Source organism: Caulobacter sp. 17J65-9, from assembly GCF_010975005.1.
In the GTDB taxonomy this organism is placed as follows: Bacteria; Pseudomonadota; Alphaproteobacteria; order Caulobacterales; family Caulobacteraceae; genus 17J80-11.
Window position 1 is genome coordinate 45,833 of the sequence record NZ_JAAIVC010000002.1, and the last position, 22,967, is coordinate 68,799.

The following is a 22,967-nucleotide window of genomic DNA, read 5'->3' on the forward strand; positions in this document are numbered from 1 at the left end:
TTTGATTCAGGTGCACCAGGCCACGGCCTGCGCCAACCACACGGGCACGCCGAAGCGCCACCACAAGAGGCCGCCGGCCGCCAGCACGGCCGCGCCGATCAGCCAGGGCAGGGCGCGCTTCATTCGGCCGCGGCCGGCTGGGGCAGGGGCGCGGCCTGCCGCTCGTCGATCGGCCAGTGCACGGCCGCCGCGAACAGGCCCAGCGCGATCGAGGCCAGCCAGATCGACAGGTACGAGCCGGTCGCGTCGAAGGCCAGGCCGCCCAGCCAGGCCCCCAGGAAGCTGCCGATCTGGTGGCTGAGGAAGACGATCCCGTAGAGGGTGGACAGGTAGCGCGCGCCCCAGATCTGGGCGACCAGGCCAGAGGTCAGCGGCACCGTGCCCAGCCACAGGAAGCCGAACACCGCCGCGAAAAGCAGGGCCGAGGCGACCGACAGGGGCGCGGCGATGAAGATCACCACGGCGACGGCGCGGCTGAAGTAGAGGGCGCTGAGCAGGCGCTTCTTCGAGCGCTTGCCGCCCCAGGCGCCCCACAGCCACGAGCCCAGGATGTTGAACAGGCCTATCAGGGCCAGGCACCAGGCGCCGACGTTCTGGTCCAGCCCGCCGTCGCGCAGGAAGGCGGGCAGGTGGGTGCCGACGAAGGCGATGTGGAAGCCGCAGACGAAGAAGCCGGCGTTGAGCAGCCAGTAGCTCTTCGAACCGGCGGCCTGGACCAGGGCGTCCTTCAGCGAGCCGCTCGCGGGCGTCGCCGTGGACGGCGCGGGGGCTTGCGGCTTGCCGGCGACACCGACGGCCAGGCCGACCATGGTCACGCAGAAGGCCGCCAGCATCAGCATGGCCCCGTGCCAGCCCAGCGCGTCCAGGAGGCCCGAGGCGGCCGGCACGACCAGGAACTGGCCCAGCGACCCGCCGGCGGTGACCACGCCGAAGGCCAGGCTGCGCCGCTCAGGCGCCACCACGCGCCCGACCGCGCCCAGCACGACGACGAAGGTGGTGCCCGACAGGGCCAGGCCCACCAGGGCGCCCAAGGTCAGGTTCAGGCCCACCGCGTCGCCGATCAGGGTGGTGAGCCCCAGGCCCACGGCGTAGAGCACGGCGCTCAGCGCGACCACGCGCCCGGCCCCGTGCTTGTCGGCGTAGGCGCCGATGAACGGCTGGGCCAGGCCGAACATCAGGTTGTTCAGGGCGATGGCCAGGCCGAAAGCCTGTCGGCCGATCTCCAGGTCCGTGCTGACCGGGCTCAGGAACAGGCCGAAGGCCTGGCGCACGCCCATGGCGACGGTGACGATCAGGGCGGCGCTGGCGATGGTCCACCAGACGCGGGACGGGATGGCGGCGGGGCTAGGCGAGGACAACTTCCACCTCGGAGAGAAGGGCGATCAGGGCGCGACGGCGGTCTTCGCCCAGGCCGACGTGCAGCCGGTCCTGGGCCGCCTGCCAGTAGGGCAGGGCGCGTTCGAGGAGGGCCTGGCCCGCGTCGGTGATCTCGATCTTGCCGGCGTCGCGGCCGCGGCCGGAGCCCAGCGTCAGCAGGCCCTCGCGGGCCAGCGGCTGCAGGGTGCGCCACATGGCGCTGCGCTCGTGGCCGGTGGCCTGGGCCAGGACGGTCAGGGTGGGGTCGCCCATGCGCTCGACGTTCCGAAGGGCCGAGAACTGCATGACGGTCAGGCCCGCCGGCGCCAGCGCCTCGTCATAGGCCCGGGTCAGGGCGCGCGAGGCCCGGCGCACGCGTGCGCACAGGCAGGGAAGGGACGGCGTGGGGTCCGACATGGCCGATGCTCCTGATCATTGCATATGCAATGCGTCGGGGCGCGGTCAAGCGAGCGCTGTTCCGCAGAGGCGACGCGGCGGCGCGGTTCGCTGAGCCCCGACCTGCGCTTGTCAGGCTAAGAGCGTGTCTGCGTTCAGGATTTCTACGGTCCAGGCGAGCTTGAGTTTTCGCTGCGCCTGACCGGGCGTCTGAGCCTTAAGCAGGGGCGACACGCCTGCGGCGACTTGCCCCTGCGGCGCCTTTCCCCTAACCCTCGCGGCCGCGATTCAAACGAGAGGGACGGGTCGATGAGCCTCGCTTTCCTTTTCCCGGGCCAGGGCAGCCAGGCGGTCGGGATGGGCGTCGAGCTGGCGGAGGCTTTCGAGCCGGCCCGCCGCGTGTTCGAGGAAGTCGACGAGGCGCTGGGTCAGCACCTCTCGCGACTGATGAAGGAAGGCCCCGAGGCCGACCTGACCCTGACCGAGAACGCCCAGCCGGCCCTGATGGCCGTCAGCCTGGCGGTCGTGCGCACCCTGAAGATCGACTTCGGCGTCGACGTGACCGCCGCGGCCTTCGCCGCCGGCCACTCGCTGGGCGAATACTCCGCCCTGGCCGCGGCCGAGGCGATCAGCCTGGCCGACACCGCGCGCCTGCTGAAGCTGCGTGGCCAGGCCATGCAGCGGGCCGTGCCGGTGGGCGAGGGGGCCATGGCCTCCCTGATCGGCCCGAAGACCGACGTGGCGCTGGCCGAACTGGCCGCCGCGGCCGGCGCCGAACTGGGCGTCTGCGTGGTCGCCAACGACAACAACCAGGGCAATGTGGTCATCTCCGGGGCCAAGGCCGGGGTCGACCGCGCCATCGAGAAGGCCAAGGAGCTGGGCGCGCGGGCGATTCCGCTGAACGTGTCCGCCCCCTTCCACTGCCCGCTGATGCAGCCGGCCGCCGACGAAATGGCCGCCGCCCTGGCCGAGGCCAGGATCATCGCGCCGCGCGTGCCGATCGTGGCCAACGTCACCGCCCGTCCGGTGCATGATCCGGAAGAGATCCGCCGCTTGCTGGTCGAGCAGGTCACGGGGCGGGTGCGCTGGCGCGAGAGCGTGCAGTGGCTGGCCGAGCAGGGCGGGGTGACCCGCTTCGCCGAGCTGGGCGCGGGCAAGGTGCTGACCGGCATGGCCAAGCGCATCGCGCCGGACGCCGAGGCGGTGGCCCTGAACGGCCCGGCCGACCTGGAAAGCTTCGCGGCTTCCCTCTGATCCAACACGAGAAATACGAAGGAGGCCGACGCATGTTCGACCTGACCGGCAAGACCGCCCTGGTGACCGGGGCGACCGGCGGCATCGGCGGGGCCATCGCCCGCGCCCTGCACGCGCAAGGCGCCACCGTGGTGCTGTCCGGCACCCGCGAAGCGGTGCTGCAGGAGCTGGCCAAGGGCTTCGGCGAGCGCGTTCACGTCGCCGTCTGCAACCTGTCCGACGCCGCCGCCGTCGACGGCCTGGTCGAGCAGGCCGAGGGCCTGGCCGGCGCCGGCCTCGACATCCTGGTGGCCAACGCCGGCATCACCAAGGACGGCCTGCTGCTGCGCATGAAGGACGAGGACTGGGAGCAGGTGATCCGGGTGAACCTGGAAAGCTACTTCCGCCTGTCGCGCGCCGCCCTGAAGGGCATGATGAAGCGTCGCGCCGGCCGGATCATCGGCGTCACCTCCGTGGTCGGCGTCACCGGCAACCCGGGCCAGAGCAACTACGCCGCCTCCAAGGCCGGTATGATCGGCTTTTCAAAGTCGCTCGCGCAGGAAGTGGGCTCGAGGGGCGTGACCGTGAACTGCATCGCCCCCGGCTTCATCGCCAGCCCGATGACCGACGCCCTCAACGACCAGCAGCGCGAGGCGATTCTCGGCAAGATCCCGGCCGGCCGGCTGGGCACCGGGGATGAAATCGCCGCCGCCGCTGTCTATCTCGCGTCCGACCAGGCCGCCTACGTGACGGGCCAGACCCTGCACGTGAACGGCGGCATGGCCATGGTCTAACGGGGGCGACCCTGCTTTTCTCGCCCCGCGGGGATGTGCTAGGGCTCGCGCCGAAGCGTGCGCCCCGACCCGAAAGGGTCTTGCGAAACCCGCGGCGGCGTGACACCGAACGGCGCAAGCCGACGTAACGGCAACCTGTTTTTAAAAAGGGGCAACTCAGTGTCCGACATTCTCGAACGCGTCCGCAAGATCGTCATCGACCACCTGGACGCCGACCCGGACAAGGTCACCGAAAAGGCCAGCTTCATCGACGACCTGGGCGCTGACAGCCTGGACAACGTCGAGCTGGTGATGGCCTTCGAGGAAGAGTTCGACATCGAAATCCCCGACGACGCCGCCGAGCACATCCAGACGGTGGGCGACGCTGTGAAGTTCATCGGCGAAAAGCTCGGCGCCTGAGCTTGACGGATCGAGGGCGGCGCGGCTCCGATAGGGGCTGCGCCGCCTTTTTCCGTTTTGGGTGAAAAGTCGGGGGAGTAAGCGAATGCGTCGAGTCGTCGTCACGGGTATCGGTCTGGTCACGCCGCTGGGCGCCAACGTGGACACCACGTGGCAGCGCCTGCTCGCGGGCGAATCGGGCGCCGGCCGCATCACCGCCTTCGACCCCACTGACTACGCCTGCAAGGTCGCCTGCGAGATCCCGTCCGTGGACGGTCGCGGCGGCGGCGGCCCCGACGTGCCGGGCTCGTTCGATCCCGACCAGGTGATGTCCGCCAAGGACCGCAAGCGGGTCGACGACTTCATTCTCTATGCGATCGCCGCCGCCGACGAAGCGGTGAAGGACGCGGGCTGGACGCCCGAGGACCTGCACGAGCGCGAGCGCACCGGCGTCATCATCGGTTCCGGCATCGGCGGCCTCGGCCCGATCGCGGAGACCGCCATCGAACTCAAGGAGAAGGGCCCCCGCCGGGTCAGCCCGTTCTTCATCCCCTCGGCGCTGATCAACCTGGCCTCGGGCCAGGTGTCGATCCGCCACGGCTTCAAGGGACCGAACCACTCCGTCGTCACCGCCTGCGCCACCGGCGCCCATGCGATCGGCGACGCGGCCCGCATCATCAAGTACGGCGACGCCGACGTGATGGTCGCCGGCGGGGCTGAATCCGCCATCGTGCCGATCGGCATCGCCGGCTTCATCGCCTGCCGCGCCCTGTCGACCGGCTACAACGACGAACCGACCAAGGCCTCGCGCCCCTACGACACGGGCCGCGACGGCTTCGTCATGGGCGAGGGCGCGGGCGTCCTGGTCCTGGAGGAATACGAGCACGCCAAGAAGCGCGGCGCGAAGATCTACGCCGAAGTGAAGGGCTACGGCCTGTCGGGCGACGCCTATCACATCACCGCCCCGGCCGAAGACGGCGACGGCGGCTTCCGCGCCATGCAGGCCGCGCTGAAGGACGCCGGCCTGACCGCGGGCGACATCGACTACATCAACGCCCACGGCACCTCGACGCCGCTCGGCGACGAGATCGAGCTGCGCGCGGTGGAGCGGATGCTGGGCAACCACGTCGGCGAGATCACCATGTCCTCGACCAAGGGCGCGACCGGCCACCTGCTGGGCGCCGCCGGCGCCATCGAGGCGGCCTTCTCGATCCTGGCCATCCGTGACCAGATCGCCCCGCCGACCATCAACCTCGAGAACCCGTCGGTCGAAACCGCCATGGACCTGGTGCCGAACAAGGCCAAGCCCATGAAGATCGACGTGGTGCTGTCCAACAGCTTCGGCTTCGGCGGCACCAACGCCTCGGTCGTGTTCCAGCGGGTGCCGTGATCCGGCGCTCGAACCTCCTCGTCTCGATTCTCAGCGGCGCGGCCACGATCTTCGTCGGCCTCGTCCTGGCTTCGGTCGCAGTGTGGTTCTTCTACTGGGGCCCCGGCCCCAAGGCGCCCCACGGGACCGAGACCGTCGTGGTCATGCGCGACGGCGCGGGCGTCTCCGAGATCGCCGCCAAGCTCGAACGCGAGGGCGTGATCCGTTCGGCCGACCTGTTCAAGGCGGCCGCCCAGATCACCAAGGCCGACCGCCGCCTGAAGGCGGGCGAATACGTCTTCCCCTCGCGCGCGCCGCTGACCGAAGTGCTGCGCATGATGCGCGACGGCGAGGTCCGCCGCTGGTTCCTGACGGTGCCCGAGGGCCGCAGCGTCGCCCAGGCCATGGACCTGCTGAACGCCTCGCCGGTGCTGGTCGGCACGGTCGAGGCCCCGGCCGAAGGCTCGCTCCTGCCCGAGACCTACGAACTGACCCGCGGCGAGAGCCGGGCGGCGGTGCTGAAGCGCATGCAGGTCGCCCGCGACGTGGCCCTGGCCGAGCTGTGGGCCAAGCGCCAGGCCGGCCTGCCGCTGAAGTCGCCGGAAGAGGCGGTGATCCTGGCCTCGATCGTCGAGAAGGAAACCGGTCTGGCCAGCGAGCGCCCGAAGGTGGCGGCGGTGTTCGTCAACCGGCTGAACAAGGGCATGCGCCTGGAGTCGGACCCGACCCTGATCTACCCGGTCACCAAGGGCCGGCCGCTGGGCCGCGGGATCCGCCTGTCGGAAAAAGAGCGCGACACGCCCTACAACACCTATCTGATCGCCGGCCTGCCGCCGACGCCGATCACCAACCCCGGCCGCGACGCCCTGGCCGCCGTGCTGAACCCGCCGAAGACGCAGGACCTGTTCTTCGTCGCCGACGGCACCGGCGGGCACGTGTTCGCGGCGAGCTACGACCAGCATCTGAAGAACGTCGCCCAGTGGCGGCGGATCGAAGCGGACCGCGCCAAGGCGGCGGCCGCCAAGCCGCAGACCGCCGTCGCCGGCGCGCCGGCGGCTGACAAGCCGCTCTGAGGACCTGATGAGCCTATCCGGAATGACCGGTTTCGCCCGCGTCGAGGGCGCGAGCGGAGCGTGGACCTGGGCCGTCGAGGCCCGCTCGGTCAACGGCCGCAACCTGGAAACCCGCTTCCGCGGCCCGCCCGGCTTCGAAGGCCTGGACCGGGTGGCGCGCGAAGCCTCCCAGGCCCGCTTCCAACGCGGCCAGGTGACCGTCGGCGTCCAGGCCAAGCGGGCCGAAGCGACCGTCGCCGTTCGCGTGAACCAGGACGTGCTGACCCGCTACGTCGAGCTGGCCTCCGAGCAGGTGGCGAAGGGCGTCGCCCTGGCCCCCACCGCCGACGGCCTGCTGGCGCTGCGCGGCGTGCTGGAGGCGGCCGAGGAGGACGAGGACGTCGAGGCCCGCGCCGCGGTCGAGGCGGCCATGGCCGAGACCCTGCTGGCCGCCATGGACGGCCTGAAGGCCGCCCGCCTGCAGGAAGGCGCGGCCCTGCACCCGGTGCTGACCGGGCAGATCGACCGCATCGCCGAACTGGTCGACCTGGCCGAAGGCGAGGCCGCGGCTCAGACCGCCGCCATCCGCGAGCGCTTCCAGCGCCGCATGGCCGAGCTGGTCGGCGACGCCGTCCAGCTGGAGGAACGCATCGTCCAGGAAGCCGCCGTGCTGGCCGTGAAGGCCGACGTGCGCGAGGAGCTGGACCGGCTGAAGAGCCACGTCGCCTCGGCCCGCGAGCTGGTCGTCGCGCCGGCTGCGGCGGGACGTCGCCTCGACTTCCTGGCGCAGGAATTTATGCGCGAGGCCAACACCCTGTGCTCGAAGTCCGCGACCACGGCCTTGACCGCCGTCGGCCTGGAGCTGAAAGCCGTGATCGAACAGCTCCGCGAGCAGATCCAGAATGTCGAGTGAGCGTACCCCCCGCCGTGGCCTGATGCTGATCGTCTCCAGCCCCTCGGGGGCGGGAAAGACGTCGCTGTGCCGGCGCCTGATGTCGGACCATTCGGACCTGGTCCTGTCCACCTCGGTGACCACCCGCCAGGCGCGCCCGGGCGAGGAGAACGGCCGCGAGTACCACTTCATCACCCGTGACGAGTTCGACCTGCTGATCCAGGACGACGACCTGCTGGAGTGGGCCGAGGTTCACGGCAACTGCTACGGCTCGCCGCGCCAGCCGGTGGAGCGCGCGCTGGCTTCGGGGCAGGACGTGCTGTTCGACATCGACTGGCAGGGCGCGCGCGACATCGCCGCCAAGGCCCCGGACGAAGCGGTGCGGGTGTTCATCCTGCCGCCGTCGATCGCGGAGCTGCGCCGCCGCCTGGTCGCCCGCGCCCAGGACAAGCCCGAAGTGATCGAGCGCCGCGTCCAGAACGCCAAGGGCGAGATCGAGCGCTGGCGCGAGTACGACTACGTGGTCGTCAACGACGACTTCGACCGCTCCTACGCCGAGCTGGCCCACATCTACCACGCCGAGCGCAGCCACCGCGGCCGCAACGAGTGGCTGGCCCCCTACATCCAGCACCTGCTGGACGAGGACGTCTGAGCCGTCCGCGCGTAACCGGCTACGGCTGGTCTTCCGCCAGGGTGTGCGCGACGATCGCGTTTGCGTGGCCGTGCCCCATGCCGTGGTCGGTCTTCAGGACCGCGACCAGCTCCATGTGCTTCGCCGGATAGTGCTTCCGCACCACGTCCTTCCACTCGGATATGGGGCGCCCGTACTTCTTCTCGATGGACGGGAAGTAGGACGCGGGTCCCTTGATCGGTTCGTCAGCCATCGCGTGAGTGGATCCTTCCGACGTCGTTCCTGCGACTTTGATCGGGTTCCGGGCCGTGGTGCAACGGCGCCGGCGTGATCCGCGCGATCTCCTCGGGCGACGGCGTCAGGTCGGGGCGTTCAGGAAGTCCGTGATCGCCTTGACCGTCCCCGCCGGGTTCTCCTCCATCAGCCAGTGGCCCGAGTTCGGCACGACGACCGTCTGAACCTTGGTCGCGACGTTGCGCATCTGAGCGGCCATCTGGGGCCCGAACGACTTCTCGCCGCCGATCGCCAGCACCGGAACGGTCAGCTTGGTCCGCATGAACGCCTGGTTGTCCTTGGCGTCCTGGTCGAAGGCGGCGAACTGCTCGAAGCCGGCGTGGATGGCGCCCGGCTGGGCGTACTGGGCGGCGTAGTGGGCCCGGGTCGCCTCGTCGATCTTGCTGGGATCGGCGGAGAACTCGTCCCAGAACCGGTCGAGCCAGATGCGTTCGCGCCCGGCCACCAGCCGCTCCATGTCGGGGCCGCGGACGTTGAAGTGCCAGAGCAGCTTGTTCTTGCAGATGATCTCGTCCCAGGGCGGCACTCCGGGCAAGGGCGCGTCCATCACCACGAGCTTGTCGACCTTGTCGGGATAGGTCGACACGTAGGCGTAAGCGACCATGTTGCCGATGTCGTGGGCGACCACCGAACTCCGGTCGGCCCCGACGCCGGTCACGGCGGCGCGGATGTCCTGGGCCTGGGTCTTCTTGTCGTAGCCGCCCGGCGGGCGGGCCGAGCGGCCGAGGCCGCGCAGGTCGGGGACGATCACCGTGTGGTTTTTGGCCAGGTCGGCGGCGAGCGGACCCCACATGTCGCCGGTGTCGGCATAGCCGTGGATGAGCACGACTGCGGGCCCCGATCCGCCGTAGCCGACGTGGATCTGCGTGCCGTCGGCGCTGGTGACCGTCTTGGTCTTGAACGAGGGCGGCAGGCCAGGCGTCGCCGCGCCGGCTGGGAAAGCGGCTGTGGCCACCGCGATCGCGCCCGCCGTCGCCAGAAAGGTGCGCCTGTGCATGTCCGCCTCCTCAGTTCGCCCGACAACTGAGCAGAGGCGGCGTAGGTCCGGCCGGGCTTAGAGCGCCCGCGCGAGCCGCAGGAATCCCGCCACGTCGATCTCCTCGGCGCGGGCGGTGGGCTCGATCCCCGCCTTCTCGCACAGCGCGTCGCCGCCCAGGCCCTTCAGGCTGGAGCGCAGCATCTTGCGGCGCTGGCCGAAGGCGGCGGCGGTGACCCGCTCGAGCGCCTTCAGGTCGGCGTCGGACGGGCGGACGGGCAGGGGCGTCAGGTGGACGACGGCGCTGGCCACCTTGGGCGGCGGGGTGAAGGCGCGGGCCGGCAGGTCCATGACCACGCGCGCCTCACAGATCGCCTGGGAGATCACCGCCAGGCGGCCGTAGGCGTCGTCGTCGGCGTGCGCGGCGACCCGGTCGGCCACTTCCTTCTGGAACATCAGGGTGAGCGCGTGCGGCCGCCACGGGCCGGTCAGCCACTTGAGCAGCAGCGGCGTGCCGACGTTGTAGGGCAGGTTGGACACCAGGTGCCCGGCCGCGCCGCCGGCGTGCTCGGCCAGCAGGGCCGCTTCGTCGACCTCCAGGGCGTCGGCCTCGACCACGACCAGCTTGCCGTTGGTGGCCTCGGTCAGCTCGGCCAGCAAGGGCAGGAAGCGTGGGTCCTTCTCCACCGCGATCACCTTGGAGGCGTCGCTCTCCAGCAGGGCGCGCGTCAGGCCGCCGGGCCCCGGCCCGACCTCGATCACGGCGCGGCCCTCGAACGGGCCGGCCAGGCGGGCGATCTTGCGGGTGACGTTGAGGTCCAGGAGGAAGTGCTGGCCAAAGCTCTTCTTGGCGAGCAGGCCGTGCTGGGCCAGGCTCTCCCGCAGGGGCGGCAAACTGTCGAGGGTCATACGCTTCGGTGGCTGGCGATCTGGCCGGCCAGGCGGACGGCGGCGATCATGCTGTCAGGCCGGGCGATCCCGCGCCCGGCGATGTCGAATCCGGTGCCGTGATCGGGCGAGGTGCGCACGATCGGCAGGCCCAGGGTGACGTTCACGCCGCTCCAGAAGTCCAGCGTCTTGAGCGGGATGAGCGCCTGGTCGTGATAGAGGCAGACGGCCGCGTCGTAGGCGCGCCGGGCCTCGTCGTGGAACAGGGTGTCGGCCGGCTTCGGGTCGGTGATGTCGATCCCTTCGGCCCGCAGGGCGGCCACCGCCGGCGCCAGCACCTCGACCTCTTCGCGCCCGATCGTGCCGGACTCGCCGGCGTGCGGGTTGAGGCCGGCCAGGGCCAGGCGAGGGCGCTCGATCCCGAAATCCCGGCGCAGGGCCTCGGCGGTGACGCGGGCGGTGTGGATCACCCGCTCGGTCGTGACCGCGTCGGCAACGTCGCGCAGGGGCGTGTGGATGGTCACCAGCGCCACGCGCAGGTCGCGGGCGGTCAGCATCATCACCGGCCCCCGCGCGCCCGCCATGGGGGCGTGCGCGGTCAGGTCGGCGAGGAATTCGGTGTGCCCGGGAAACTTGAAGCCGCCGGCGTAGAGCGAGGCCTTGGAGATCGGCGCGGTGACCACGCCCGAGGCTTCGCCCGCCAGGGCCAGAGCCACGGCGGTCTCGATCCAGCCGGTGATGGCGCTCGCCTTGGCTTCGGCCGCGGTGGCGCCGACGCGGGTCGACGGCGGATCGAGGACGGGCAGGGCCTTCGGAAAGACGGCGGCGCCTTCGGCCAGGTTGGCGACACGCTCGACCGTCGCGCCGGGCATGGCCGCGGCCAGGGTGTCGCGATCGCCGATGGCCACGAAGGCCGGACCGGCGCCTTTCAGCGCCGACCAGGTCTTCGCCACGATCTCGGGTCCGACGCCCGCCGGGTCGCCCAGGGTGACGGCGAGCGGCGCGGCCGTCACCGCGTCTCGATGGTGGCCGAGTTGCGCAGGTCGCGCAGATAGCGCCGGGCCAGCATGGAGATCTGCTGGTTGTAGAGGCGGTTCTCGACCTGGTCCTTGGAGGGCAGGCCGGCGACGTCCTGGCGCTTGCCGCACATGGCCAGCAGGTGCAGGCCCACGTCGGTGCGGACCGGCTCGCTGACCTGGCCGACCTGCATGCCCGAGGCGATGTCGCGGAAGGCCGGCGCCAGTTCCTGGACCGGGGTTTCGCCCAGCGGCGCGGCGACGACGCCGTCCACCTTGCCGGCGCGCTCCTCGATGTTCGAGCAGGTCAGGCCGTTGCGCAGGCCGTTCAGCTTGGTTTGGGCGGCGGCGACGTCGGCGTCGGAGGCCCCGGCCGGCAGGCGCACGGCGGCCTGCTTGAGGTCGACCACGGTCTGACCGCCGCCGCTGCGCTTCTCGCGCAGGTACATGATGTAGACGCCGGTCTCGGTCTGGATCGGGCGCGACAGCTGGCCCGGCTGCAGCTGCTCCAGCGCGGATTCCACCTCGGGCACGATCTCGCCCGAGATCAGCCAGCCGCCGTCGCCGCCGTTGGCGGCCGACGAGGCGTTGGAGAACTGACGCGCGACCGCCTGGAACGGCGCGCCCTGCAGCAGCTGCTGCACGAGCTGGTTGGCCCCGTTCATCGCCCCGTCCATGCCGCCGGCGGTGGAGGAGGCGTCGAGGAAGATCTCGCCGACCAGGTACTGCGGCTTGGCCGCGGCCGCGGCGATGCGCTGCAGGGTGGCGTCGACCTGGCTGTCGTCGACGCGCGCGCGCTGGCCGTAGCGGCCGCCCACGAGGTGACGCCAGCCGATCTGGGCGCGGATCTGCTCGCGCAGGGTGTCGGGCGCGACGCCGATCGAACGCAGGCCCGCGACCAGCTGGGCGCCGGACATTTCGTTGTCCTTGGCCATGGCGTCGATTTCTTCATCGACTTCGCGGTCGTCGATCTTCACGTCGAAGCGCTTGAGCTCCTGCATCTGCAGGCGCTCGTCGACCAGCGACCGCAGCGCTTTCTGTTGCAGCGCCGGCAGGTTCTCCTGCGTGGCCTTCACGCCGGACGTGGCGATCAGCAGCATCATCCGCTGACGCAGGTCGTAGGTGGAGATGATCTCGTCGTTGACCACAGCCGCCACGCCTTCGGCCATGCCGTTGCGCTGGACAGGCTGGGCCTGAACCGCCGGATCCCCGGCGGGTTGCTGCTGGGCGGCGGCCGGGTAAGCCAGAAGCGCGGCGAGCCCCAGTCCCGTCGCGTAACGCGTCCAACGCATGGCAGATCTCGTTCCTTTCGCGGCCGCGCACGGCGTCCCGTCACCGGCCGTCATAACTTCTGTATCCTGCGTCGCCCAATGTGGCGAGGTTTAGACGGAAAAACACTGCGTCCCTTGGTAGCCCCGAGATGGTTTCATTTCGCTCGTAAACCACCTCAGCGCGCAGGCAGTCGTCCTTGTAGACGATGCCGGCCTGAGACTGCCGGATCGATTCCGCCTTCAGGTCGTAGTTGACGTCGAAGATCGCGCCCCAGCGCTCGGTGACGAACACTTCGCCGCCGGCGACCAGGTCCTCGGTGCGCTGGACGGCGGGCAGCGGCGCGCCCAGGTCCGGATCGTTGAGGATGTAGCGGGCGTAGCCGCGGGTGCGCTTCAGGCTCCAGTTGATCGCCGCTTCGGCGCGGCGGAACTGGCCGGAGTCGGTGATCCGCATCCGGGTCCAGGCGCGAATGCCGTCGATCGGGACGGTCTCGCCGGCCACCACCCAGTCGGAGCCGGTCTCGCGCAGGCCGGTGTTGACCGGGAAGGCGGGTTCTTCTTCGGCCCGGAAGCTGCGCCCGACGAAGGCCCGCGCGTATTTGCCGCCGCTCCAGTCCACCGTGGCGCGCGCGCCGGCGTTCAGGCGCACGCCGCCCTCATAGAGGTCGAAGCCCGGAAACTTGTTCGGGTCGAGCAGATTGGTCTCGTCGAATTCCAGCGACGAGCTGTCCTCGATCGGGATGTGCGGATTGATGTCGGCGTCCGGCGACAGGGCGAGCTGAGCCATGGGCTCGATGACGATCGACATGGTGCCCGCGCGCTTGATCAGCGGGTAGCTGGCGTCCAGGCCGAGCGTCCCGGTGCCGCGCGAGACGGTGTCGTTACCGATCTCGAAAAAGTTCGGCGGCGGCGTGGGGTTGGTCTGGGTGACGTCCGACAGCTTGTAGAAATCGCCGCGCACGTCGATGAACGGCGCCAGGCGCACGCCGCCCGGCGTGGTGAAGTTGCGCCGCCAGTCGGCCTCGCCGGTGACGCGCATGCTGTCGACGCCAGGGCGGTTCGGATCCGGCGCGCGCGTCCGCATTCCGCTCTCGCCGGGCACCAGCTCAAGCCCGCCGGCGTCCTCGTCGCGGAACAGGGCCACGCCGCTGCCGGCGAAGCGCAGGCGCCCGCCCAGCACGTCCGGCTTCGGCTCCCAGCGGCCTTGGATCAGCGGCGCGACGGTCGGGAACAGGGCGTCGTCCTGACCGATGATCAGGCTCTGGAAGCTGAGGGCGGCGACCTGGAAGTACGACCGCTGGTCCTGGCGCACGGCGTAGAGCTGCGAGGTCAGCATCCGGCTGTCGGCGTAGAACAGGCCCCGGTTCTCGTAGATGTCGCCGATGTCGTAGCGGTCGAAGATGGTCTTGTCGGACGCCCGCTCGCCGGCGAAGCCCCACTTCCACTCCGGGCTGATGTCGAACTTGCCCTGGGCCAGGATGTAGCTGCGCGACGTCTCCTGGCCGAACTTGACGCTGTCTTCGCCGGGAACGCCGTTCCCGTTCAGGTCGGTGAAGCCCGGCTCGTCGCCGAAGTTCTTCTCGTAGGTGTAGCCGCCCCGGATCTGCATCTGCCCCGAATAGAAGCGCTTGCGCCAATCGAGGTTCAGGAACGGGTTCACCTTCGCCGAGATCTGCGGGCTGATGACCAGGTCCTGGTAGGGCGAGATCACCCACAGGTACGGCAGCTCGACGGACACGCCGCGCTGGTCGGAGATCCACGCCTTGGGGACCAGCATGCCGGACTTGCGCTCGGCGGTCGGGTCCGGGTGCCAGAACACCGGCGAGTAGAAGACCGGAACGCCCTTCAGCTTGATGACGGCGTTCTTGTAGTAGACCACCTGCCGCTGGCGGTCCTGGATGACCTCGTCGGCCTGGATCGACCAGCTGGGCTGCTTCGGCTTGCCCGCCGGGGTACAGATCTCGCAGGGCGTGAAGATGGCCCGGTGCAGCTCGTTGACGTCCTCGCTGCGGCGCACGGCGGCGGCGGCGGCCAGCTTGGAGTTGTCGGGCATGCGCGTGGCGAAGCCGGTGGCCACGCCGGCCTTCAGGTCCTCGTCCAGGTGCACTTCGTCGGCGTACTGGACCGAGCCGTCCGGGTTGATGATCTGGGCCTGGCCGCGCGCGGTGATCAGGCCGGTCTCGGTGGCGTAGGTGATTTCCTGGGCGCGCAGGGTGCGGCCGCGATACCGCGCCGTAACGTTACCCTTGGCCACCAAAACCTTGTGTTCGCGGTCGTCGGTGACCGTGTCGCCTTCGATGTAGAGGTCGTCGGGACCCAGGCCGTCCGGGCCGGGCGCGGCGGGCGCGGACGGGGCGGGGGGCGCGACGACCTGGGCGAACGCCGGCGACGACAGGGTGAGCACCAGCGCGGCCGCGCCCAGCATCAGGCGCGCCTTCACCGGCTCGGCGGTCGTCAGGCTCGGCGAACCGGCGTCCTGCATTCCTTCCCCTCGTCCCCTGTAACGCTGATCCGTCTTAGCCGGTTCAGCCGTCTTCCGTATAGGTCAGCAACGTGAAGCCGGACAAAAGCGCTAACAGGGGCGGGGTCCAGCCCGCCAGGACCGCCGGCACGATCTCGGCCTTGCCGAGGGCGCCGCACAACTCGTTGAAAAAGAAGAACACAAATCCCAGCGCCACCCCGGACCCGGCCAACAGGGCCAGGCCGCCCAGCCGCATGAGACGCAGCGAGAAGGCCGCGCCCAGGATCGACATGGCGGCGAACAGGATCGGGGTCGCCAGCAACTGGTGGAATTTAAGCTTGTATGACGTGGCCGAGAAGCCCGCGCCTTCGATCCTCTGAATCACCCCCGGAAGCGCCCAGAACGGCACCGACTGGGGCTGGTCGAACTCCTGGTAGGCGGTGGACGGATCCAGGGTCGAGGGGATCGACAGGGTGTCGTAGTAGACCGCCTGCTGGCCCGCGGCGGCCTCGCGCGCGCCGTACAGCTGCCAGAAGCCCGGGCGCAGCACCGCTTCGCGCGCCTCGATTCGGCGCTGGAAGTTCAGCCGGCCCTGGCTGTTGATGGTGTAGACGAACATCGACACGTCCTGCAGCCGGTCGCCGGGCGACTGGCGGCTGCGGGCGTGGATGACCACCTGGGTGCGCCCGTCGCCCTGGCGCAGCCAGGTCTCGCCCGGCTGCTTGGCGGCCGGCAGGTAGTCGGAGGTCAGCGCCGCGCTCAGCCGCTCGAACCGACCGTCCAGCCAGGACGCCGCCGGGTTCAGGGCCAGGATGGTCAGCACCCCGATCAGGAAGGCGGCGCCGGCGGCCGGGAAGATGAAGCGCCAGGCCGACACGCCGGCCGCGCGCATGGCGATCAGCTCGCTGCGGCGGTTGAAGTTCACGAACGCCGCCAGCACCCCGAACAGGAAGCTGAACGGCAGCAGCAGCAGGATGACGTTCGGCGACTTCATCAGGGTCAGGCCGAACACGTCCAGCGCCGAGGTCTGCGAGCGCACGCCCACCGTGCGGGAGATCTCGACGAAGTCGATCAGCATGATCACCGCGGCGAGAATCGCCAGGGCGCCGCCGACCGCGAACAGGGTGCGGCGCAGGACGTAGCGCTCGATGCGCGTCAGCCGCCGCTGGTAGTTCCGGAATACCCCGGGGAGCGAGTCGGACTTCATGAGGCGCTCGGCATCAGGGCGCCCTGATCGGACGCCACGGGAACGTAGCGGTTGACGCGCTGGCGGAACAGGGCGCGGAAGGCGAACCAGGCGGTCACCGCCGGCACCAGGTACTGGAGGATGTTCAGCCAGGCGCTGTCCTCGCAGGCGGCCAGGATGCCGAAGCCGACGATGCGGGTGACCGCGGCGATGCCGGCGGCGCCGGCGATCCGGCGGCCGTAGCCCACCCGGCTGAAGCCGCCGCCGACCACGGCGGCCAGGGCCAGCGCCATGAAGGTGATGTTGTAGAGCGGCGCCGACAGGCGCGCGTGGCCCTCGGCCAGCAGTTTCAGCTGGTCGCGCTGCTCCCACTGGTCCTGCAGGTTGGGGAAGAACAGTTCGTGCAGCCAGCGGTCCGACGTTTTGTACCGCAGGTAGACGTCGTTCTTCATGTAAGGCGACAGGTCGAAGGCGTATTCGTCGAACGACAGGAAGTTCAGCACGCCGTTCTTGGCGAACTCCTGGCTCGACCCGTAGCGCATCAGGAGGACCGGTTTGCCCTCGTTCTTGGTGATGCGGCCTTCCTGGGCGGTGTAGACCGTCTGCCCGTCCTCGCCCGCCACGCTGATGAACAGGTTCTTCAGCAGGCCGTTCTGGTCGATGCTCTGGGTGTAGACCGTCAATCCCTTGGACGCCTGAACGAACTCGCCTTCCTTCACTAGGGTGGCGGCCAGGTCGGTGCGCGCGGAGTAGAGCTGCTCGCGCATGGTGCGCGAAGCCAGCGGCTGGACCCAGATGTTCACCGCCAGCGCGATCAGGGCGGCGAACACGGCGATCCGGACGGCCGGCGAGATCACGCGCCAGCGGCTCATGCCGCCGGCGAAGCAGACGACGATCTCTTGTTCGGTGTGCAGACGGTTCAGCGAGAGCAGGGCGCCGACGAACACGCCGATGGGCAGAATCATCGTCATCAGCTGCGGCAGGGCGAGCGCCGTGACCTTGATCAGGATCCAGGCGCTCTGGCCGCGCTCGACGATCAAATCCAGGCCACGCAGGCCCTGGCTGAGCAGCGCTACGGCCGCCAGAGCCGCCACCGCGGCCAGGATCGGGCCGAGGATCTGGCGGAACAGGTATCGCTCGATCAGGGTCATATGGCGGGTGAAGGCGTTGCTGGCGCCCGGAGGGGCAGAGATGTAATACACGCGCCCAGTCGCGGGGGACAACCGCGACGGCCAAGCTGTCCAGTCCGTGCGGCGCCCCTCACCGCACGGTCCCGTTGGAGTCCATAAGAAAATGAAGATCGAGTTCGTCGGCGCGCCGTCGCCCTCCGCGGTCGTCGCGGTGCTGGTCAATGAAGGGCGGGAGCTCTCCGCGCCGGCGCAGGCCTACGACCAACGCAGCGGCGGCGCCCTGACCCGCGCGGTCGCCGGCGGCCGATTCACCGGCGGCAAGGCCTCGTCGCTGGCCCTGGTCGCGCCGCACGGGCTCGAGGCCCCGCAGTTGCTCGCCGTCGGCGCCGGCGCGAAGGACAAGTTCGACGACTTGGCGCTGGAAGGCGCCGCTGGCCACGCCTACCAGTCGGTGAAGCTGTCGGGCCACGACACCCTGGCGCTGGACCTGTCCGACCGCAGCGCCGCCGACGCCGCCCGCGCGGCCTTCGCGATTCGCCTGGCCGCCTACCGCTTCGACAAGTACCGCACGACCGAGAAGCCCGAGCGCAAGCCGTCGATCGCGACTGTCCAGATCGTGACCGCCGATCCGGCCGCCGCCCAAGCCGCCTTCACGCCGCTGGCCGCGATCGCCGAGGGCGTGCTGTTCGCCCGCGACCTGGTTTCCGAAGTCCCCAACGTGCTTTACCCGGCCGAGTTCGCGCGCCGCTGTAAGGCGCTGGAGCCGCTCGGCCTGCAGGTCGAGGTGCTGGGCGAAGCCGAAATGACCAAGCTGGGCATGAACACCCTGCTGGCCGTCGGCCAGGGCAGCGCCAAGGAAAGCCAGCTGGTGGTCATGCGCTGGAACGGCGCGGCCGATAAGGACGCCCAGCCGATCGCCTTCGTCGGCAAGGGCGTGACCTTCGACACCGGCGGCATCTCCATCAAGCCCGCCGAGGGCATGGAGGAGATGAAGTTCGACATGGGCGGCGCCGCCGCCGTCGCGGGCCTGATGCACGCCCTGGCCGGCCGCAAGGCCAAGGTCAACGCCGTCGGCGTCCTGGGCCTGGTCGAGAACATGCCCGACGGCGACGCCCAGCGTCCGGGCGACGTCGTGAAGTCGATGTCGGGCCAGACCGTCGAGGTCATCAACACCGACGCCGAAGGCCGCCTCGTTCTGGCCGACGCGCTCTGGTACACTCAGGAGCGCTTCAAGCCGAAGTTCATGGTCGACCTGGCCACCCTGACCGGCGCCATGATCATTTCGCTGGGCCTCGATTACGCAGGTATTTTCGCCAATGACGACGACCTGGCCGCGGCGCTCGCCGCCGGCTCGGCCGAGGTTGGCGAGAACACCTGGCGCCTGCCGCTGCCGGCCCAGTACGAGAAGCAGATCGAGAGCGCCTGCGCCGACCTTAAGAACACCGGCGGACGTCCGGCCGGCTCGATCACCGCCGCCCTGTTCCTGCAGAAGTTCACCAACGGCGTGCCGTGGGCGCACATCGACATCGCGCCGACCGCCTGGAAGAAGGATTCCAAGGTCGCGACCGTGCCGGACGGCGCTTCGGGCTTCGGCGTGCGCATGCTCGACCGTATGGTGGCGGCCAAGTACGAGGGCTGATCTGGATGACGGGCGGGGCCTGCGAGGTCTGGTTCTATCACCTCGAGCGCACCGCGCTCGACCAGGCCCTGCCCGAACTCCTGGAGAAGACGCTGGCGCGCGGCTGGCGCGCCCTGGTGCGCACGGTCGGCGCCGAGCGCGTCGAGCACCTGGATTCGCATCTGTGGACCTGGCGTGAGGACGCCTTCCTGCCGCACGGCGTGGCCGGCGAAGAGGAAGCCCCGCGCCAGCCCGTGCTGCTGACCACCGCCATGGACAATCCCAACGGCGCCCACGCCCTGTTCCTGGTGGACGGGGCCGAGGCGGGACCATTGGAGGGTTTCGCGCGTTGCGTCGTCATGTTCGACGGTCGCGACGAGCAGGCCCTGGCCGACGCCCGACAGCGTTGGAAGGTGTTCAAGTCCGAGGGGCTGCCGGTGTCCTACTGGCGCCAGAGCGAGCAGGGGAGGTGGGAGAAGCAGGCATGACGCGCGCGACCCTCGCCGCCCTCGTCCTGGCCCTCGCGGCCGCCTCGTGTTCGCCCCCAGCCAAGCCCGAGCCGCTGCCCGCGGTCGCGCCGCCGCCGCATCCGCCGACGGTCGTTTCCGCGCCTCGGGGCCCCGACCAATGCGGCGCTCAAGCGTTGCAGTACCTGATCGGGAAACCGAAGACCGAGATTCCGGTTCCGGTGGATGTCGACAACCGCCGGGTGGCCTGCACCACCTGTCCGATCACCGAGGAATTCGTGCCCAAGCGGCTGAACATCTTCTTCGACCAGAGCTCCGGATTGGTCACCGAAGTGCGCTGCGGCTGATGCGGCGGCGCCCCCTGATCCGTCTGGCCGTCGTCCTGGCGCTCGCGGCTGCGGTCCAGGCCTGCTCGCGCGGCGGCGAGGGCGGGCCCCAGCAGGAGCCGAAGGCGCCGGCCGGCGCCGACGATCTGTGCGGGGCCGACGATCTGCAGTGGCTGGTCGGCCGCCTGCGGACCATGGCCCCGGTCACCGCCGACATGTCGCGCCGGCGGATCACCTGCACGACCTGTCCGGCTCCGGCCGAGTACGATCCCGCGCGGGTCAACGTGCTGTATGATCTGAAGAGCGGCGTGGTGAAGGAAGTCCGCTGCGGCTGACCAGGAGGCTCCGTCGATGAAGCTTGTCGCCCTCGCGTTTTCCGCCGCCGCCGCCCTGGCGGCCTGCGCCGCCCCGGCCGCCGAAGGCCCGGCCACGCCCGCCATGGGCGAGAACCAGTGCCATGCGTCGGACTACCAGAACCTGATCGGGCGTCGGAAGTCGGAGATCCCGGCCAAGCCGGCCGGCGCGACCTGGCGGGTGGTCTGCAGCACCTGCGCCATGACCATGGACTACAACCCCGAGCGGCTGAACATCGTCTACGACGAGACCACAGGCGTGGTGACCAAGGTCAGCTGCGGGTAGGCGGGGGTTAGACCCCCGCTTCGGCCTTGGCGGTCTCGTAGGCTTCGGCCGCCTCCATCCATTCGGCTTCGGCGGCGGCCAGCCCGTCCTCGGCGCGGGCGCGCTCGCGGCCCAGCTCCGCGGCCTTGGCGGCGTTCTTCGTGAACAGGGCCGGGTCGGACAGCTGGTCGTTCAGGCGGTTGATCTGGACGGTGAAGGTTTCCATCCGCTTTTCAATCGCCTCGACCTTTTTCTTGAGCGGCGAGATGCGCGCGCGCGCCTCGGCCGCGGCGCGCCGCTGGTCGACCTTCGACACCACGGCGGCCTTGGGCTCGGCGGCCTCCGAGGCGGCCTGCCTGGCGCGCTCCAGCACGAAGCGGGCGTAGTCGTCCATGTCGCCGTCGAACGGCTTCACCGCGCCGTCGGCGGTCAGCCACAGCCGGTCGGCCACCAGCTCCATCAGCGAGCGGTCGTGGGTGATGATCACCACCGCCCCCTCGTAGTCGTTCAGCGCGTCCAGCAGGGCGCGGCGGCTGTCGATGTCGAGGTGGTTGGTCGGTTCGTCGAGGATCAGCAGGTGCGGCGCGTCCATCGCCACCATGTTGAGCAGCAGGCGCGCCCGCTCGCCGCCCGACAGATTGGCGGCCGTGGTCTCGGCCCGGCCGGAGTCGAAGCCCCATTGCCCCAGCTTGGAGCGCCGCTGGGTCTCGGTGGCCTCGGGCAGGGCGCGGCGGACGATGTCGAGCGGGGTCTCCTTGGGATCCAGCGCCTCGATCTGGTGCTGGTGGAACCAGCCGACCTTGAGCCGACGGTCGTTCCAGACCTCGCCGCCGATCGGCTCCAGCGCGCCGGCCAGCAGCTTGGCGAAGGTCGACTTGCCCGCGCCGTTGACGCCCAGAAGGCCGATGCGGTCGTCGAGGTTCAGCCGCAGCGTCAGGTTCCGCAGGATCGGCTTGCCTTCGTAGCCGACCGAGGCGGCCTCCATGCGCACCACCGGCGGGGCCAGCGGCTTTTCCGGCGAGGGCAGGACGAAGGGCGCGACCCGGTCCTCGACCACGGCGGCGATCGGCTGCAGCTTCTCCAGGCGCTTCAGGCGCGACTGGGCCTGGCTGGCCTTGGACGCCTTGGCGCGGAATCGGTCGACGAAGGACTGCAGGTGGGCCCGCTCGGCCTCCTGCTTCACGCGGGCGGCCTCCTGCAGGCGCAGCTTCTCGGCCCGCTGGCGTTCGAACTGGTCGTAGCCGCCCTGGTAGAAGTCCAGCTTGCCGTCGCGCAGGTGGATGATGGCCTGCACCGAATTGTTCAGCAGCTCGCGGTCGTGGCTGATGACCAGCGCCGCGTTCGGATAGCGCTTCAGCCGCGCCTCCAGCCACAGCGCCCCTTCCAGATCGAGATAGTTGGTCGGTTCGTCCAACAGCAGCAGGTCGGGCTCGGCCAGCAGCGCGCCGGCCAGCGTCGCGCGCATGCGCCAGCCGCCGGAGAAGTCCGACATGGGCCGCGACAGGTCGGTGTTGGTGAAGCCCAGGCCGTTGAGGATTTCCGCCGCCCGGGCCGGGGCGCGGTCGGCGCCGATGGCGTAGAGGTCGGCGTGCAGCTCGGCCTGGCGTTCCGGCGGGGCGGTCTCGACCTCGGCCAGCAGGCGCGCGCGACGGGTGTCCAGGGCCAGCACCGCGTCCAGCAGCAGGGTGGGCGAGGCGGCCACCTCCTGGTCGACCGTGGCCACCCGCCAGCCGCGCGGGGTCAGGATGTCGCCGCCGCCGGCCGAGTGCTCGCCCAGGATCAGCTTGAACAGGGTCGACTTGCCCACGCCGTTGCGGCCGACCAGGCCGGCCTTCATGCCCGGCGGAATGGTCACGCTGGCGCTGTCGAGGAAGCGGCGTCCCCAGGCGTCGAAGGTCAGGTCTTTGATCTGCAGCATGGGGACGGAAGCACGAGGTTGGGCGGTCGGCTTGCATAGCGCCCGAGCAAGGCGCCGCGAAGGCCGCGAGAAGGTTTTGCGACGCCGCGTCGCCCGGTGTTGGCGAGACGCAGGCGCGCCGCTATAAGCCCGCGACCTTTCAAACACCAACTTTCGTGTGTGACATGACCGAACGCACCTTCAGCATCATCAAGCCGGACGCCACCGAGCGGAACCTGACCGGCAAGATCAACGCCGTCATCGAAGACGCCGGCCTGCGCATCGTCGCCCAGCGCCGCGTCCGCCTGAGCCAGGCTCAGGCCGAGAAGTTCTACGAGATCCACAAGGAACGCCCGTTCTTCGGCGAGCTGGTCGGCTCCATGACCTCGGCGCCGGTCGTCGTCCAGGTGCTGGAAGGCGACAACGCCGTGGCCCGCTACCGCGAAGTCATGGGCGCCACCAACCCGGCCAACGCCGACGAGGGCACCATCCGCAAGCTGTTCGCCAAGAACGTCGGCGAGAACTCGGTGCACGGTTCGGACAGCCTGGACAACGCCAAGATCGAGATCGCCCAGTTCTTCACCGACGCCGACATCGTCGGCTGAGGCTGAACTGAGCGCCCGGCACGCCGGGCCTCGGACATGAAGACGGCGCCGGTGCGAACCGGCGCCGTTTTTGTTTGTCCGTAGCTTTGCGGGTGCGGCCGATAGCGGCGCCG

At 70.1% G+C, this 22,967-nt stretch carries 24 protein-coding genes; 13 read left to right on the forward strand and 11 right to left on the reverse strand.

Features of this window, described 5'->3' with window-relative positions:
• Positions 1 to 119: 119 nt before the first annotated feature.
• Together G3573_RS00835 and G3573_RS00840 are read right to left on the reverse strand one after the other, a co-directional pair.
• Positions 120 to 1,358, reverse strand: coding sequence for an MFS transporter (locus G3573_RS00835; RefSeq protein WP_205597982.1), 1,239 nt, complete (start codon positions 1,356 to 1,358; stop codon positions 120 to 122).
• Positions 1,345 to 1,773, reverse strand: a complete 429-nt coding sequence (locus tag G3573_RS00840) for a MarR family winged helix-turn-helix transcriptional regulator (protein WP_163258951.1) — start codon at positions 1,771 to 1,773, stop codon at positions 1,345 to 1,347. The genes G3573_RS00835 and G3573_RS00840 overlap by 14 nt, the downstream gene beginning before the upstream one ends.
• 288 nt (positions 1,774 to 2,061) lie before the next feature.
• On the opposite strand from G3573_RS00840, the gene fabD reads away from it, so the two are divergent.
• The 7 genes from fabD to gmk all read left to right on the forward strand — a co-directional run bounded on the left by fabD (position 2,062) and on the right by gmk (position 8,122).
• A complete protein-coding gene (gene fabD, locus G3573_RS00845) occupies positions 2,062 to 3,006 on the forward strand; it encodes an ACP S-malonyltransferase (RefSeq protein ID WP_163258952.1) in 945 nt (314 codons plus the stop codon).
• Positions 3,007 to 3,038: 32 nt separating this feature from the next.
• Positions 3,039 to 3,779 carry a 3-oxoacyl-[acyl-carrier-protein] reductase gene (gene fabG / locus G3573_RS00850; protein WP_163258953.1) on the forward strand — a complete coding sequence of 247 codons (741 nt, stop codon included), beginning with the start codon at positions 3,039 to 3,041 and terminating at the stop codon, positions 3,777 to 3,779.
• A gap of 159 nt (positions 3,780 to 3,938) precedes the next feature.
• Entirely contained in the window at positions 3,939 to 4,178 is a 240-nt protein-coding gene (locus G3573_RS00855; protein WP_163258954.1) for an acyl carrier protein, read from the forward strand.
• A gap of 85 nt (positions 4,179 to 4,263) precedes the next feature.
• Positions 4,264 to 5,547, forward strand: coding sequence for a beta-ketoacyl-ACP synthase II (fabF, locus tag G3573_RS00860; protein ID WP_163258955.1), 1,284 nt, complete (start codon positions 4,264 to 4,266; stop codon positions 5,545 to 5,547).
• Complete coding sequence (gene mltG, locus G3573_RS00865) at positions 5,544 to 6,599, forward strand: endolytic transglycosylase MltG (RefSeq protein WP_163258956.1); 1,056 nt, start codon at positions 5,544 to 5,546, stop codon at positions 6,597 to 6,599. Before fabF ends, mltG begins: the two co-directional genes overlap by 4 nt.
• Before the next feature lie 7 nt (positions 6,600 to 6,606).
• A complete protein-coding gene (locus G3573_RS00870) occupies positions 6,607 to 7,491 on the forward strand; it encodes a YicC/YloC family endoribonuclease (protein ID WP_163258957.1) in 885 nt (294 codons plus the stop codon).
• On the forward strand, positions 7,481 to 8,122 hold the full coding sequence (gene gmk, locus G3573_RS00875; RefSeq protein WP_163258958.1) for a guanylate kinase: 642 nt from the start codon (positions 7,481 to 7,483) through the stop codon (positions 8,120 to 8,122). The genes G3573_RS00870 and gmk overlap by 11 nt, the downstream gene beginning before the upstream one ends.
• 19 nt (positions 8,123 to 8,141) lie before the next feature.
• Here gmk and G3573_RS00880 read toward each other — a convergent pair whose 3' ends face one another.
• From G3573_RS00880 to lptF, 8 genes are all read right to left on the reverse strand, one after another.
• A complete protein-coding gene (locus tag G3573_RS00880; RefSeq protein ID WP_163258959.1) occupies positions 8,142 to 8,354 on the reverse strand; it encodes a DUF4287 domain-containing protein in 213 nt (70 codons plus the stop codon).
• 105 nt (positions 8,355 to 8,459) lie between these two features.
• Positions 8,460 to 9,392: an alpha/beta hydrolase gene (locus tag G3573_RS00885; RefSeq protein ID WP_163258960.1), complete on the reverse strand. Its 933-nt coding sequence runs from the start codon at positions 9,390 to 9,392 to the stop codon at positions 8,460 to 8,462.
• 57 nt (positions 9,393 to 9,449) lie between these two features.
• On the reverse strand, positions 9,450 to 10,280 hold the full coding sequence (gene rsmA, locus G3573_RS00890; RefSeq protein WP_163258961.1) for a 16S rRNA (adenine(1518)-N(6)/adenine(1519)-N(6))-dimethyltransferase RsmA: 831 nt from the start codon (positions 10,278 to 10,280) through the stop codon (positions 9,450 to 9,452).
• Entirely contained in the window at positions 10,277 to 11,272 is a 996-nt protein-coding gene (pdxA, locus tag G3573_RS00895) for a 4-hydroxythreonine-4-phosphate dehydrogenase PdxA (protein WP_163258962.1), read from the reverse strand. The genes rsmA and pdxA overlap by 4 nt, the downstream gene beginning before the upstream one ends.
• The gene (locus tag G3573_RS00900; protein WP_205597983.1) at positions 11,269 to 12,567 is read right to left on the reverse strand and encodes a peptidylprolyl isomerase; all 1,299 of its coding nucleotides are present in this window, start codon (positions 12,565 to 12,567) and stop codon (positions 11,269 to 11,271) included. Before G3573_RS00900 ends, pdxA begins: the two co-directional genes overlap by 4 nt.
• 40 nt (positions 12,568 to 12,607) lie before the next feature.
• Entirely contained in the window at positions 12,608 to 15,028 is a 2,421-nt protein-coding gene (gene lptD, locus G3573_RS00905) for an LPS assembly protein LptD (protein ID WP_163258963.1), read from the reverse strand.
• A 43-nt stretch (positions 15,029 to 15,071) separates the two neighbouring features.
• The gene (lptG, locus tag G3573_RS00910; RefSeq protein WP_163258964.1) at positions 15,072 to 16,214 is read right to left on the reverse strand and encodes an LPS export ABC transporter permease LptG; all 1,143 of its coding nucleotides are present in this window, start codon (positions 16,212 to 16,214) and stop codon (positions 15,072 to 15,074) included.
• Complete coding sequence (lptF, locus tag G3573_RS00915; RefSeq protein WP_346427319.1) at positions 16,211 to 17,395, reverse strand: LPS export ABC transporter permease LptF; 1,185 nt, start codon at positions 17,393 to 17,395, stop codon at positions 16,211 to 16,213. The genes lptG and lptF overlap by 4 nt, the downstream gene beginning before the upstream one ends.
• A gap of 91 nt (positions 17,396 to 17,486) precedes the next feature.
• On the opposite strand from lptF, the gene G3573_RS00920 reads away from it, so the two are divergent.
• From G3573_RS00920 to G3573_RS00940, 5 genes are read left to right on the forward strand one after another with little or no spacing between them, the layout of a single operon-like run.
• A complete protein-coding gene (locus tag G3573_RS00920; RefSeq protein ID WP_163258965.1) occupies positions 17,487 to 18,962 on the forward strand; it encodes a leucyl aminopeptidase in 1,476 nt (491 codons plus the stop codon).
• Between the two features lie 5 nt (positions 18,963 to 18,967).
• Entirely contained in the window at positions 18,968 to 19,429 is a 462-nt protein-coding gene (locus tag G3573_RS00925) for a DNA polymerase III subunit chi (RefSeq protein WP_163258966.1), read from the forward strand.
• Positions 19,426 to 19,755, forward strand: a complete 330-nt coding sequence (locus G3573_RS00930) for a peptidase inhibitor I78 (RefSeq protein ID WP_163258917.1) — start codon at positions 19,426 to 19,428, stop codon at positions 19,753 to 19,755. The genes G3573_RS00925 and G3573_RS00930 overlap by 4 nt, the downstream gene beginning before the upstream one ends.
• On the forward strand, positions 19,755 to 20,069 hold the full coding sequence (locus G3573_RS00935) for a hypothetical protein (protein ID WP_163258967.1): 315 nt from the start codon (positions 19,755 to 19,757) through the stop codon (positions 20,067 to 20,069). Before G3573_RS00930 ends, G3573_RS00935 begins: the two co-directional genes overlap by 1 nt.
• Before the next feature lie 16 nt (positions 20,070 to 20,085).
• A complete protein-coding gene (locus G3573_RS00940) occupies positions 20,086 to 20,373 on the forward strand; it encodes an I78 family peptidase inhibitor (RefSeq protein WP_163258968.1) in 288 nt (95 codons plus the stop codon).
• Between the two features lie 7 nt (positions 20,374 to 20,380).
• Here the strand turns inward: G3573_RS00940 and G3573_RS00945 are convergent, their stop codons facing one another.
• Positions 20,381 to 22,270, reverse strand: coding sequence for an ABC-F family ATP-binding cassette domain-containing protein (locus G3573_RS00945; protein ID WP_163258969.1), 1,890 nt, complete (start codon positions 22,268 to 22,270; stop codon positions 20,381 to 20,383).
• A gap of 164 nt (positions 22,271 to 22,434) precedes the next feature.
• On the opposite strand from G3573_RS00945, the gene ndk reads away from it, so the two are divergent.
• Complete coding sequence (gene ndk / locus G3573_RS00950) at positions 22,435 to 22,854, forward strand: nucleoside-diphosphate kinase (protein WP_163258970.1); 420 nt, start codon at positions 22,435 to 22,437, stop codon at positions 22,852 to 22,854.
• Positions 22,855 to 22,967: the final 113 nt, after the last annotated feature.